Origin of the sequence: Actinomadura sp. NPDC023710 (assembly GCF_040639875.1) — a bacterium.
In the GTDB taxonomy this organism is placed as follows: Bacteria; Actinomycetota; Actinomycetes; order Streptosporangiales; family Streptosporangiaceae; genus Spirillospora; species Spirillospora citrea.
The window spans coordinates 93,865-106,525 of record NZ_JBFAGB010000022.1 but is presented as its reverse complement, the minus strand read 5'-3'; the positions used below and the strand labels follow the sequence as shown (position 1 = coordinate 106,525).

General features: G+C 74.1%; 12 protein-coding genes and 1 tRNA gene. 8 read left to right on the top strand and 5 right to left on the bottom strand.

Annotation, left to right across the window (positions count from 1 at the left end; genetic code table 11):
* Positions 1-48 precede the first annotated feature (48 nt).
* Together AB0H37_RS25175 and AB0H37_RS25170 are read left to right on the top strand one after the other, a co-directional pair.
* Positions 49-996 (top strand): DMT family transporter, encoded by a 948-nt coding sequence (locus AB0H37_RS25175; protein WP_360615602.1) that lies wholly within the window; start codon positions 49-51, stop codon positions 994-996.
* Positions 917-1,834 carry a phosphotransferase gene (locus AB0H37_RS25170; protein WP_360615601.1) on the top strand — a complete coding sequence of 306 codons (918 nt, stop codon included), beginning with the start codon at positions 917-919 and terminating at the stop codon, positions 1,832-1,834. Before AB0H37_RS25175 ends, AB0H37_RS25170 begins: the two co-directional genes overlap by 80 nt.
* Here the strand turns inward: AB0H37_RS25170 and AB0H37_RS25165 are convergent.
* Both AB0H37_RS25165 and AB0H37_RS25160 read right to left on the bottom strand, forming a co-directional pair.
* Positions 1,827-2,801, bottom strand: a complete 975-nt coding sequence (locus tag AB0H37_RS25165) for a sensor histidine kinase (protein WP_329091368.1) — start codon at positions 2,799-2,801, stop codon at positions 1,827-1,829. The two genes, AB0H37_RS25170 and AB0H37_RS25165, sit on opposite strands and share 8 nt — an antisense overlap.
* A gap of 226 nt (positions 2,802-3,027) precedes the next feature.
* Positions 3,028-4,113: a glutamate--cysteine ligase gene (locus AB0H37_RS25160; protein ID WP_360615598.1), complete on the bottom strand. Its 1,086-nt coding sequence runs from the start codon at positions 4,111-4,113 to the stop codon at positions 3,028-3,030.
* A gap of 167 nt (positions 4,114-4,280) precedes the next feature.
* Here AB0H37_RS25160 and AB0H37_RS25155 point away from each other — a divergent pair, with 167 nt between their 5' ends.
* Entirely contained in the window at positions 4,281-4,409 is a 129-nt protein-coding gene (locus AB0H37_RS25155) for a hypothetical protein (RefSeq protein WP_268247850.1), read from the top strand.
* 43 nt (positions 4,410-4,452) lie between these two features.
* On the opposite strand, the gene AB0H37_RS25150 is transcribed toward AB0H37_RS25155, so the two are convergent.
* The 3 genes from AB0H37_RS25150 to AB0H37_RS25140 form a co-directional block, all read right to left on the bottom strand.
* Positions 4,453-4,635 carry a hypothetical protein gene (locus AB0H37_RS25150; RefSeq protein WP_021600299.1) on the bottom strand — a complete coding sequence of 61 codons (183 nt, stop codon included), beginning with the start codon at positions 4,633-4,635 and terminating at the stop codon, positions 4,453-4,455.
* A 2-nt stretch (positions 4,636-4,637) separates the two neighbouring features.
* A complete protein-coding gene (locus AB0H37_RS25145; RefSeq protein ID WP_360615596.1) occupies positions 4,638-4,847 on the bottom strand; it encodes an HGxxPAAW family protein in 210 nt (69 codons plus the stop codon).
* A gap of 137 nt (positions 4,848-4,984) precedes the next feature.
* Entirely contained in the window at positions 4,985-6,163 is a 1,179-nt protein-coding gene (locus tag AB0H37_RS25140; RefSeq protein ID WP_179834618.1) for an acyl-CoA dehydrogenase family protein, read from the bottom strand.
* Between the two features lie 138 nt (positions 6,164-6,301).
* Between AB0H37_RS25140 and AB0H37_RS25135 the strand changes: the two genes are divergently transcribed.
* From AB0H37_RS25135 to AB0H37_RS25115, 5 genes are all read left to right on the top strand, one after another.
* Positions 6,302-8,125 (top strand): methylmalonyl-CoA mutase subunit beta, encoded by a 1,824-nt coding sequence (locus AB0H37_RS25135; RefSeq protein WP_360615593.1) that lies wholly within the window; start codon positions 6,302-6,304, stop codon positions 8,123-8,125.
* Entirely contained in the window at positions 8,122-10,344 is a 2,223-nt protein-coding gene (gene scpA / locus AB0H37_RS25130; protein WP_360615592.1) for a methylmalonyl-CoA mutase, read from the top strand. The genes AB0H37_RS25135 and scpA overlap by 4 nt, the downstream gene beginning before the upstream one ends.
* Positions 10,345-10,411: 67 nt before the next feature.
* Entirely contained in the window at positions 10,412-11,398 is a 987-nt protein-coding gene (gene meaB / locus AB0H37_RS25125) for a methylmalonyl Co-A mutase-associated GTPase MeaB (protein ID WP_360615589.1), read from the top strand.
* Between the two features lie 79 nt (positions 11,399-11,477).
* Positions 11,478-12,482, top strand: coding sequence for a GNAT family N-acetyltransferase (locus tag AB0H37_RS25120; RefSeq protein ID WP_360615587.1), 1,005 nt, complete (start codon positions 11,478-11,480; stop codon positions 12,480-12,482).
* Between the two features lie 92 nt (positions 12,483-12,574).
* Positions 12,575-12,645: transfer RNA gene (locus AB0H37_RS25115), tRNA-Asn, on the top strand.
* Positions 12,646-12,661 lie beyond the last annotated feature (16 nt).

Sequence of the window (12,661 nt, the reverse complement as noted above, 5' to 3'; positions counted from 1 at the left end):
CGATCATTCGCTTGTGCTAAAGGGTCACTTGACGGCAGCGTGGTGCGCATGCAACGGATCGACCCGCGGCTGCTCGTGATCGCCGGCGCCGCCTTCATCTCGGTGTCGGCGATCCTGTTCCGGCAGTCCGGCGTCTCGTCCGGGACGGCGGCGTTCTTCCGGTGCGCGCTCGCGTTGCCCGTGCTGGTGCCCCTGGCCCGCTGGGAGAGGCGCCGGGCGGGGCCGCGCCGTCGCGCCGGGATCGACGTTCTCGCGGGGCTGCTGCTCGGCGGCGACCTCGTGCTGTGGGGCGCGTCGATCGACGGCGTCGGGGCGGGAATCGCGACGGTCCTGGTGAACGTCCAGGTCGTCGTGGTCCCGCTGCTGGCGTTCGCGGTGTTCGGGGAGCGGCCCTCACGGGCCTTCGCGCCGGCCGTGCCGGCGCTGCTGGTCGGTGTCGCGCTGGCCGGCGGGCTCGCGGGGCACGGCACGGGCGGGACGGACCCGGTGCTCGGGTCGCTGTTCGGCGTGGGCGCCGGGCTTACCTACGGCGGCTACCTCTTCCTCACCCGCCTCGCCGGGCGAGGCCAGGAGCACCGGGCGCAGCCCGTCCTGCTGTCGACGCTGGGCGCGGGGGCGGCCTCTCTCGCGATCGGCGGCTCGTGGCAGGGCTTCGACCTCGCGCCGGGATGGTCCGCCCTCGGCTGGCTCGCCGCACTGGCCATGACGGGGCAGGTGTGCGGCTGGGTGCTGATCGGTGCGGCATTGCCCCGGCTGGCCGCCGACGTCGCCGGCACCCTCCTGCTGCTTCAGCCGGTCCTGGCGGTAGCCCTCGGCGCGGTGATCCTCGGCGAACGGCCCGGCCCGGCGCAGCTCGCGGGGTGCGGCCTCGTCGTCGCCGCCGTCTGGCTGGCGGGCAGGGGTAGCGTTTCTCCGCGTGACGAGTCCGGAATGGGCCCCCGAGCGCGAGGTGACGCCCGAACTGGCGGGCACGCTGATCGCGCGGAGGTTCCCTGAACTGCGCGGCGCCCCGGTGGAGCGCCTCGCCAGCGGCTGGGACAACACCGTTTTCCTCGTCGGCGGGGACTGGGTGTTCCGGTTCCCGCGCCGGCAGATGGCGATCCCGGGGGTCGAGCGCGAGATCGCGGTGCTGCCCGTCCTGGCGCCACGGCTGCCGCTGCCGGTGCCCGTGCCGCGCTTCGCCGGGGCGCCGTCGGACGACTTCCCGTGGCCGTTCTGGGGCGCGCGGCGCATCCCGGGCCGCGAGCTCGCCGACGTGCGGCCGGCGGACGGGGACCGGGTCGTCCTCGCCGCCGAGACCGGGGCCTTCCTGCGGGCCCTGCACGACCCTGCCCTGGCCCGGGAGGCGGGGGAGGGCCTGCCGTTCGATCCGATGGGCCGCGCCGACCCCGCCGGGCGCGCGTCGCGCACCTACGGCCGCCTGGACGCGATCGCCGCCGGAGGGGTGTGGGAACGGGATCCGGCCGTCGAGGAGTTCCTGGCGGCGGCCCAGGGCTGGGACGCGCCGGGCGGGGAACCGGTGATCGTCCATGGGGATCTGCACGTCCGGCATCTCCTGCTCACCGCCGACGGCCATGCGGCGGGAGTGATCGACTGGGGGGACGTCTGCCTCGGCGCCCCGGCCGTGGACCTGTCGCTGGCCTACGCGGGGTTCGAAGGCGCCGCGCGGGAGGCGTTCCTCGCGGAGTACGGGCCGGTGCCGGGGGAGCAGGAGGCCGCCGCGCGCACCCTGGCGCTGAACCTCACCGCGGCGCTGGCCGAGTACGCGGTGTCCACCGGGCGGGACGCGCTGCTCGCCGAGGCGCTCGCCGGGCTCGGACGCGCCCTCAGCTGAGACCGGGGCTCAGGGTGTCCATGTAGACGCGGATCGTGGTGCCCTCCGGCCCGGTGTGGACGCGGACCAGGTCGGCGATGTGGTTGACCATGAGGATGCCGCGGCCGCCGTTCGGGCTCATGTCCGCGGGGCGGCGCCCGGCGAGCGGGTCGCTGATCGTCCCGGCATCGCTGACCTCGCAGACGACGTGCCCGTTCTCCGCCCAGAGCCGCGCGGTGCCCGTGCCGCCGCCGTGCAGGCAGGAGTTGGCGGCCAGCTCGTTCACGGCGAGTTCGAGGTCGCCGACGGCTCTGGCGCCGAGGCCGAACCGCGTCCCCCAGTGGCAGGCGAACTCGCGGACGAGGGAGAGCGCGTCGATGTCGAAGCTCATCGCGACCGCCTCGGCGGGCTCGGCGGGCTCGGGCAGCGGCAGGTTGTAGTCGCCGATGACACGGTGCGGCGCGTAGTCGCCGCTCGGACGCAGGCCGTACCGGTCGATCACGACCGGATGGGTGGCGCGGGCGTCGGCGATCGCCACCGGGTCCAGCCGGGCCACGTCGTAGGGGCACAGGATCGTCGCCTCGCGCCCCGCGAAAGCCAGGTTGATCAGCGCCTCGTGCTGCGCGCAGGCCGGGTACTCGGTCGCCGAGCGACCGGGCCAGACGGGCTCGCCGATGATCCGCACCCGGCCTCCGGCGTGCCGGTCGGCGAAGTGTCGCAGCACCCCCGGGATGATGCGCCCGGGATTGCGGCCCGCCTCCGCCATGTCGATCCAGGTCACCTGACCGGCGGCCGCGCCGAGGGCGCCGCCGAGCTGGGCCGTGCGGGCGCCGGGCACCGCCACGGCCACCGGCTCGCCCGCGTCGAGCCCGGCGCGGATGAACGGCACGGTGCCCGCGAGGTACTCCTCGTCACCGCGGTAGAAGAGCGCGGGGTGGACGAACGCCTCCTCGTGTGCCACGCCCGTTCCGCCGGGCCTGAGGCTCATCGTTCGGTCGCTCCGTCCGGTGCCGCCGTCTCGTGCATTCGATCGAGAATACGCGTCGGAGGGAAGCCGTACGAGCAGGGCCATGCGGACATCCCCCGAGGTCAGCCGATCTGATGTTCCGAATCAGCGGTACCCGCGAAGCGCCCTCCGAAAACAGACAATATCCGGACCAATCACGTCCGGCGCCGCCGTGTCGCTCTCCCGCCACCACATGACCGAGGGGTCATTAGCCGGGCAGGAGGACCGCGTCGACGACGTCGGTCAGCCGCCCGCGCCCGCGGTGGGCGGCGCGCTGCAGTTCCGCTCCCGTACCGCCGGCGACCAGGCGCCGGACCCCGCGGGCGACCACGTCGAGGTCGCCGGTCTCGCGCAGCGCGGGCAGCACGTGCGCCAGCAGGTCGCCCGCCTGCTCGCCGAAGCTCGCGGGCCGTCCCGTGCGCACGTCCAGGCCCCGCCCGGCCGGTCCGTGCCGCGCCGCCAGCCAGTAGGCCGCGCGCAGCATCTCGGAGGGCGGGTCGGGCGCCCGCTCGCCGGCGTCCACCGCGTCGGACGACACCTGCACCAGCGCCCGGACGAGTGCGGCGAACACCGAGGCCTCGCCGGCCGTCGGGGCGACGTCCGCGAGCCGGACCTCGATCGTGGGCAGCCGCGCCGACGGCCGGACGTCCCAGAAGATCGTCCCGGAGTCCATCAGGGCACCGCATTCGAGCAGCGCCCCGACGAGGTCGTCGTAGTGGCCCGCCGACGCGAAGTAGGGCGGAGGCCCCGCCACCGGCCACCGCGCCCAGGCCAGCGCCCGCCAGCAGGCGTGGCCGGTGTCGCGTCCCGCCCAGTACGGCGAGTTCGCCGCCAGGGCCAGCAGCGTCGGCAGCCAGGGGCGCAGATGGTTGCTGACCTGGACGGCGCGCTCGCGGTCGGGCATCTCGACGTGGACATGGCACGAGCAGATGCTCTGCTCGTCGTCCAGGCCGCGGTAGACGGCGAGGCTCTCGGCGTAGCGGGCGCCGCGGGCGATCGGGGCGGGCACGAGGTCCCCCAGCACGGGCGTCCCGGTCGCGGCGAGCCGGACGCCCTCCGCCGCCGCGGCGGCGGCCATCACCGCCCGCATCGAGCGGATCTGCTCGCCGAGCTTGTCCAGGTCGTCGCACGGCGAGGTCTTGGCCTCGGCGAGGTAGGCGACGAGTTCGGTGGAGGCGCGCTCGCCCAGTGCCGCGCCCGCCCGGCGCACCACGGCGGCGGCACGGGGGACGACCCCCCGGGAGACGGGATCGACGACGAAGTACTCTTCCTCGATTCCGAATCGCAGGGCCATCCCACCACCTCGGGCTCGGTCCTTCGACGCTACGTCGCCGCCGCGCCGTGCGCACCTGCCGGACGGTCCGGAATAGGTGGAAAGGGATCTCTTTGACCTTCTTTGACCCGGCGCTCAGCGGGCACTGTCCGGGGAGACGCAGTGGAAGGAAAGGGAGGTGAGATCGGATGCCCGGCTCGACTCCGATCGGCGTGCTCGTCATCCTGGTCGCCGTCGCCGTGTTCGTCCTGGCGGGGCTGTTCTACCTCGGCGACAAGCGCAAAGGCCCGCCCAACGGCTCGGATCGCGGCCGCTGAGACGGGCCGCCGGCGCGTGCCGCGCGCGGGCCCCCGGCCGCCCTCAGGGGCCGGGGTCCACGAAGTACATCGACAGTGCGATGAGGTGCGTGACGACGACCACGCCGATGCCGAAGAAGAACAGCATCTTGGCGGGGCCGTGCGGGAAGACGGTCCCCGGCTTGAGCGGTCCGCGCTCGCGCTGCCGCGCGGCGATCCGCTCCTCGATCGGAGGCCGGCCGAACACCGCTACCCCCGGGGCTCGTCGACCACGACGTCGGTCATGATGTCGACGGCCAGTGCGATGACGCCGCCGACCGCGACGAGTGCGGCGCCCACTCCGAACACGACCCAGTCGGGGCCCAGGGTGATGCCGACGCCGCCGATGGCGAAACCGATGAAGATGATGGCCACGGCGACCCAGGACTTGGGACGCCCGGCGTGGCTGCCAGTCGACATGCGTTCGTCTTCCCTCTGCAAGGTTCGGGGGCTGGGGTCTACGACGCCGAACTCTAGCAACGCCCCTAGCCACGGGGCCTTCGGGGGTACCCGAAGATCGCCCCGTGGCCGGGGGAGCCGCCACCGGGCGGGACGGATCAGACGAACGCCCCCAGACCGGTCGCCGCGCGTCCGACGATCAGCGTGTTGATCTCCCGGGTGCCCTCGTAGGAGTAGAGGGCCTCGGCGTCGGCGACGAACCGGCCGATGCCGTAGTCGAGGACGATCCCGTTGCCCGCCATCAGCTCGCGCGCCCAGCCGACCGCCTCGCGCATGCGGCTGGTGCAGTAGGCCTTGGCGAGCGCGGAGTGCTCGTCGCGGTAGAGGCCCTCGTCCTGGAGCTGGGCGAGCCGCACCACCATGCCGAGGGAGGCGGTGGCGTTGCCGAGCATCCTGACCAGAAGGTCCTGGACGAGCTGGAACTTGGCGATCGGCCGCCCGAACTGCTCGCGCTCCACCGCGTAGTCGCGGGCGATCTCGTAGGCGGCGAGCATCACCCCGACGGCCTGCCAGGCGACGCCGCTGCGGGTCTGGCGCAGGATCGCGGCGGTGTCCCGGAACCCGTTCGCCCCGGCCAGCCGGTCGGACTCGGGGACCCGGCAGTCCTCCAGGAGGATGTCGGCGTTCTGCACGGTCCGCAGCGCGATCTTGTTCTCGATCCGGGTCGCGGTGAACCCGGGTGCGCCCTTCGCGACCACGAACCCCTTCACCTGGTCGTCGGCCTCGTCCCTGGCCCACACGACGGTGTGGTCGGCGAAGGTGGCGTTGCCGATCCAGCGCTTGGCGCCGTTCAGCACCCAGTGGTCGCCGTCGCGCCGCGCCGTGGTGCGCAGGCCCAGGGCGACGTCCGAACCGCCCTCCGGCTCGGTGAGCGCGAACGCGCCGATCTTCTCCATCCGCCCCATCGCGGGCAGCCAGCGCTCGCGCTGCTCCGGGGAGCCGCACCGCCCGATGCTGCCCATCGCGAGCCCGGCGTGCACTCCGAAGAACGTCGCCATGGACGGATCCACGCGGGCCATGTCCATCGCGAGGAACCCGGTGAGCAGGCTGCTCGGCTTGTCGCCCGGGCACTCGTCGTAGGCCAGGCCGGCGATGCCGAGCTCCCCGTACTGCGGGATCAGGTCGAACGGGAACTCCGCCCGCCCCCAGCAGTCGTTGGCGATCGGCGCGATCTTCGCCTCCAGGAAGCCGCGCACCCTCCCGAGGATCTCCTTCTCCCGCTCGTCGAGGAGTTCCTGCATGTGGTAGAGGTCGCCGGGGAGTGATTCCAGGGTCATGACCACCCCTCTTCCCGGACCGCGCCCCGCTAACCGGCCGTCCGCGCCCGCCGGCCGGGGGCCCGCGCCGGGCGCCGCGTACTGGTCAGCGGGACCCGGTTTCGAGCCGGATTCGGTCGCTCACCTACGATCCAGGACATGACGGTGCCGCCTGAGGAACTCGAACTGGCCGCCGCCTTCCCCACGGCCGACCGCGACCGGTGGCGGGAGATGGTGAAGGGGGTGCTGCGCAGGTCCGGCGCGGCGGGCGAGGACACCCCCCTCGACGAGATCGAGGGTCTGCTGACCCGGGACTCCTACGACGGAGTGCCCATCGCCGCGCTCTACACCCGCGACGACGCGCCGCCCGGACGTCCCGGGCTGGCCCCCTACGTGCGCGAGGTGCGCCCCGACGGCGAGGGGATCGCCGGATGGGACGTCCGGCAGCGGCACGCACACCCCGACCCGGCCGTCACCCGCGAGGCGATCCTCGCCGACCTGGAGAACGGCGCCACCTCCGTGTGGCTGCGGCTCGGCGAGGGCGGCCTGCCCGTGGCCGCGCTCCCCGAGGCGCTGCGCGGCGTCCTGCTCGACCTGGCCCCCGTGGTGCTGGACGCGGGGGCGTCGGCGGGCGAGGCCGCGGAGGCGTTCCTGGCCCTGGTCGCCGAGCGCGGGAACGCGGCCGTCGCGTCCGGCAGTCTCGGTGCCGACCCGCTCGGCCTCGCGGCGCGCACCGGCACGCCAGGTTCGCTGGACGAGGCCGCCGCGCTCGCCGTCCGCTGCGTCCGCGAGTTCCCCGGGCTGCGCGCGGTCGTCGCCGACGGGACCCCGTACCACGACGCGGGCGGCGGAGACGCCGAGGAACTGGGCGCCGCCGTCGCCGCCGGCGTCGCGTACCTGCGCGCCCTGACCGGCGCCGGGCTGAGCGTGGACGAGGCGTTCGGGCAGATCGAGTTCCGCCTCGCCGTCAACGCCGACCAGTTCGCCTCGATCGCCAAGCTCCGCGCCGCGCGCCGCCTGTGGGCGCGGGTGGCGGAGGTCAGCGGCGCCGCGGAGGGCACCGCCGCGCGCGTCCACGCGGTCACCTCGTCGGCGATGATGACGCGGCGCGACCCGTGGGTGAACATGCTGCGCACCACCATCGCGACGTTCGCCGCCGGGGTCGGCGGCGCGGACGCGGTCACCGTCCAGCCGTTCGACGCCCGCCTCGGCCTGCCCGACGGCTTCGCCCGGCGCATCGCCCGCAACACCCAGACGCTGCTGCTGGAGGAATCGAGCCTCGCCCGCGTCGTCGACCCGGCGGGCGGCTCCTGGTACGCCGAGAGCCTCACCGAGGGGCTCGCCCAGGCCGCCTGGACCTGGTTCACCGAGATCGAGAAGGCCGGGGGCCTGGCCGCCGCCCTCGACTCGGGCCTCGTCGCCCGCCGCCTCGCCGCCACCTGGGAGCGGCGGCGCAAGGACGTCGCCCGCCGCAAGGCGCCGCTCACCGGCATCAGCGAGTTCCCCGACCTCACCGAGACGCCGCCTCAGCGCGACCCGGCGCCACCGGAGCCCGGCGGCGGCCTCCCGACCGTCGCCTACGCGCAGGACTTCGAGGCCCTGCGCGATCGCTCCGACGCCCACGCCGAGGCCACCGGCGCCCCTCCGAAGGTCTTCCTCGCGACGCTCGGGCCGATCGCCGTCCACACGGCGCGCGCGTCGTTCGCCGCCAACCTCTTCCAGGCAGGCGGGATCGAGACGATCACGGGCGCCCCCGAGGAGTTCGGGACGTCCGGCGCCGCGGTCGCCTGCATCTGCTCCAGCGACGCCCTCTACGAGGAGGGCGCCGCGGAGGCCGCGCGGGTTCTGCGGGACGCGGGTGCGGTGAAGGTCTGGCTGGCGGGTAAGGGAACCTACGAGGGGGTCGACGCCCGCGTGCACGCGGGATGCGACGCGATCGAGGTGCTGGAGACCACCCTCCACGATCTGGGAGTGAACGAATGATCCCCGACTTCGCCGAGGTCGACCTCGGGACGGCGCCCTCCGCCGACGAGGCCGCCAAGCGGTGGCGCGCCGCGGTCGCCGACGCCACCGGCGCCGACCCGGAGGCCCAGACCTGGGACACCCCGGAGGGCATCGGCGTCAAGCCCCTCTACACCGGCGACGACCTGGCCGGGCTCGACTTCCTCGGCACCTATCCGGGCATCGCGCCGTTCCTGCGCGGCCCCTATCCGGCGATGTACGCCACCCAGCCGTGGACGATCCGGCAGTACGCCGGCTTCTCCACCGCCGAGGAGTCCAACGCCTTCTACCGGCGCAACCTCGCGGCCGGGCAGAAGGGCCTGTCGGTGGCGTTCGACCTGGCCACGCACCGCGGCTACGACTCCGACCACCCGCGCGTGGCCGGCGACGTCGGCATGGCCGGGGTCGCGATCGACTCCATCTACGACATGCGGCAGCTCTTCGACGGCATCCCGCTGGACCGGATGAGCGTGTCGATGACCATGAACGGCGCCGTCCTGCCCGTCCTCGCGCTGTACATCGCCGCCGCGCAGGAGCAGGGGGTGGAGCCGGAGGCGCTCGCGGGGACCATCCAGAACGACATCCTCAAGGAGTTCATGGTCCGCAACACCTACATCTACCCGCCGCAGCCGTCCATGCGGATCATCTCCGACATCTTCGCGTTCACCTCGCAGCGGATGCCGAAGTACAACTCCATCTCGATCTCCGGCTACCACATCCAGGAGGCCGGGGCCACCGCCGACCTGGAGCTCGCCTACACGCTCGCCGACGGCGTCGAGTACATCCGCGCCGGGCGCGAGGCGGGCCTCGACATCGACGCGTTCGCGCCGCGCCTGTCGTTCTTCTGGGCGATCGGGATGAACTTCTTCATGGAGGTCGCCAAGCTCCGCGCCGCGCGGCTGCTGTGGGCGAGGCTGGTGAAGACGTTCGGGCCGCGCAACCCCAAGTCGCTGTCGCTGCGGACGCACTCGCAGACGTCCGGCTGGTCGCTGACCGCGCAGGACGTGTTCAACAACGTCGCCCGCACCTGCGTCGAGGCCATGGCCGCCACGCAGGGGCACACCCAGTCCCTGCACACCAACGCCCTGGACGAGGCCCTCGCGCTGCCGACCGACTTCTCGGCCCGTATCGCCCGCAACACCCAGCTCGTCCTGCAGCAGGAGTCCGGGACGACCCGCACCATCGACCCCTGGGGCGGCAGCGCCTACGTCGAGCGGCTCACCTACGACCTCGCCCGCCGCGCCTGGGGCCACATCACCGAGGTCGAGCAGGCCGGCGGCATGGCCAAGGCGATCGACGAGGGGCTGCCCAAGCTGCGCATCGAGGAGGCCGCCGCCCGCACCCAGGCCCGCATCGACTCCGGGCGGCAGCCCGTCATCGGCGTCAACAAGTACCGGCCCGACGTCGAGCAGGAGATCGAGGTCCTCAAGGTCGACAACGCCTCCGTCCGCGCGCAGCAGATCGACAAGCTGCGCCGGCTGCGCGAGGAGCGCGACGAGACCGTGACGCGGGCCGCGCTGGAGGCGCTCACCCGCACCGCCGAGGCCGCCGAGGACGGCACCCGCCCGCAGGGCCTGGAGCACAACCTGCTCGCGCTCGCCATCGACGCCGCCCGGGCCAAGGCCACCGTCGGCGAGATCTCCGACGCCCTGGAGCGGGCCTACGGGCGGCACGCGGCGCAGATCCGTACGATCTCCGGTGTGTACCGGGAAGAGGCGGGGCGGGTGACGGGCATCGAGAGGGCGCGGGCCGCGGCCGCCGCCTTCGAGGAGGCCGAGGGCCGCCGCCCCCGCATCCTCGTGGCCAAGATGGGGCAGGACGGCCACGACCGCGGCCAGAAGGTGATCGCGACCGGGTTCGCCGACCTCGGCTTCGACGTCGACGTGGGCCCGCTGTTCCAGACCCCCGGCGAGGTGGCCCTGCAGGCCGTCGAGGCCGACGTGCACATCGTCGGCGTCAACTCGCTCGCCGCCGGCCACCTGACGCTGGTCCCCGCGCTGCGCGAGGAGCTGGCCGCGCTGGGCCGCGGCGACATCATGATCGTCGTCGGCGGCGTCATCCCGCCCGGGGACTTCGAGGAGCTGCGCGCCGCCGGCGCCTCGGCGATCTTCCCGCCCGGCACCGTCCTGGCCGACGCGGCGATCGGCCTGCTGGAGGAGCTCACCGCCGCGCTCGGGCACGCCGTGCCCGAGCACTCCTGAGGAGCGCCGCGGGAGTGACGAGGGAAGGCGGCGCCGCGGGGCGCCCGGCGGGCGCTCGGAGAGCGTCGTGAGCGCGCCGGGCCTCGACGACTACGCGGCCGGGGTGCGAGACGGGTCTCGGGCGTGGATCGCGCGGGCGATCACGCTGGTGGAGTCGGCCCGCCCGGACCACCGGGAGCTGGCGCAGAACCTGCTGGTCGAGCTGACACCGCACGCCGGGAACGCCCGCCGCGTCGGGATCACCGGCGTGCCCGGGGTCGGCAAGTCCACGTTCATCGACGCGCTCGGCACCCGGCTGACGGGGGAGGGCGAGAAGGTCGCGGTCCTCGCCGTGGACCCGTCCTCCACCCGGACGGGCGGCAGCATCCTCGGGGACAAGACCCGCATGCACCGCCTCGCGACCGATCCGTCCGCGTTCATCCGCCCCTCGCCCACCGCCGGGACGCTCGGCGGCGTCGCGAAGGCCACCCGCGAGGCGATGGTGGTCATGGAGGCCGCCGGGTACGACGTCGTCCTGGTGGAGACGGTCGGCGTCGGGCAGTCCGAGACCGCCGTCGCCGAGATGGTCGACTCCTTCCTTTTCCTCACCCTCGCCCGCACCGGCGACCAGCTCCAGGGGATCAAGAAGGGCGTCCTGGAGCTGGCCGACGTCATCGCGGTGAACAAGGCCGACGGCGAGCACAGGAGAGAGGCCGAGCGCGCCGCCCGCGAGCTGGCGGGAGCGCTGCGTCTGCTGCGCAGCGACGAGCGCACCCGCGCCACCCCGGTCCTGACGTGCAGCGCCAAGGAGGGCACCGGGCTGGAGGAGGTGTGGGGCGCGCTCGTGGAGCACCAGGACCGGCTCCGCGAGTCCGGCGAGCTGGAGGCCCGGCGGCGCCGCCAGCAGGTCGGGTGGACGTGGGCGCTGGTCCGCGAGCGGCTGCTGTCCGACCTGCGCGGGCATCCCGGCGTCCGGGAGGCCGCGCCCGGCCTGGAGCGGGAGGTCGCGGAGGGGACGCTGACGCCCGCGCTGGCCGCCGAGCGCATCCTGGAGGCGTTCTCGCGGGACCGCTGAACGGGGTTCCCGTATGTCCGAAACCTTGGGTTGTCCCAGGTCCCGGTCGCGGCGGACGGGGATCAGGTACAAAAGTCGGATGGACGTCATCGCGCTCGATGATCCGACGGACGCGCAGATCCGGGGGTGGCACTCGGTGCTCGCCGCCGTCCACGCGGCCGAGCCGGACGGCGACCCCGCGCCCGACCCCGAGCGGACGGCGCGGCTGCTGCTCGGCGCGGAGGCCGGCTCGCGGCAGCGGCTGTGGGCGGCGGCCGCCGGCGGACCGGGGGCGGCGGGCGGCGCCCTGGCCGCGGTGGCGGCGCTGCGGCTGCCCGGCGAGCCCGGCGCCGACCGCCCCGGCGAGGTCGACATCCAGGTCCGCCCCGAGCACCGGCGGCGCGGGCTCGGCGCCCGGCTCCTCGCCGCGGCCGCGGCGGGGCTGCGCGCCGACGGCCGCTCCAGCGTGATCGCGCAGGTCCTCGCGGGCACCCCGGCCGTCCCGTTCCTGGAGTCGCACGGCTTCGAGTGCGTGCTGACCCTGCGCGGCATGCTGCTGCGGCTGGACGACGTCCCCGCCGAGCGCGTGGCGCGGCTGCTGGCCGAGGCGCCCGCCGGGTACCGGCTCGTGCGCTGGCGGGGCGTGGTGCCGGACGAGCACGCCGGCGCCCTCGCCCGCGCCAAGCACGCCATGGCCGACTTCGCCGAGTACGAGGGGACGCCCTGGGACGCGCACCGCGTCCGCGAGATGGCCGAGATCGTCGCCAAGCGCGGCGACGACCTCTACACGGTCGCGGCGCTGTCCGGAGGCGTCATCGCCGGGTTCACCGAGGTCGTGGTGCCGGCCGGGTCTGCCGGGCGCGCGGCGCAGTACGACACGGCGGTGCTGCCCGAGCACCGCGGCAGGCGGCTCGGCATCTGGGTGAAGGCGGCGATGCTGCGCTGGCTGGAGGAGGAGTGCCCCGGCGTGCGGGAAATCGAAACGGACAATTCCGGCGACAACGCTCACATGATCGCCGTGAACGAGGAGCTCGGCTTCCGCCTGGAGCGCGAGTCCCTGGAGTTCCAGGCCGCCGTGTCCGCCCTCCCCGCCGCCGGTCGCTGACCGGAAAACACGTTGCCCCCGCGGCCCGCCGCTGGGCATTCTCATGGAGGCCTTCCGGGAAATGCCCGGAAGGCGGAGAATTGCCGAAGCATTTCCTCGTAGTTCAACGGCAGAACGCCGCACTGTTAATGCGGATATCCAGGTTCGAATCCTGGCGGGGGAGCGGCACGGGCTAGGGA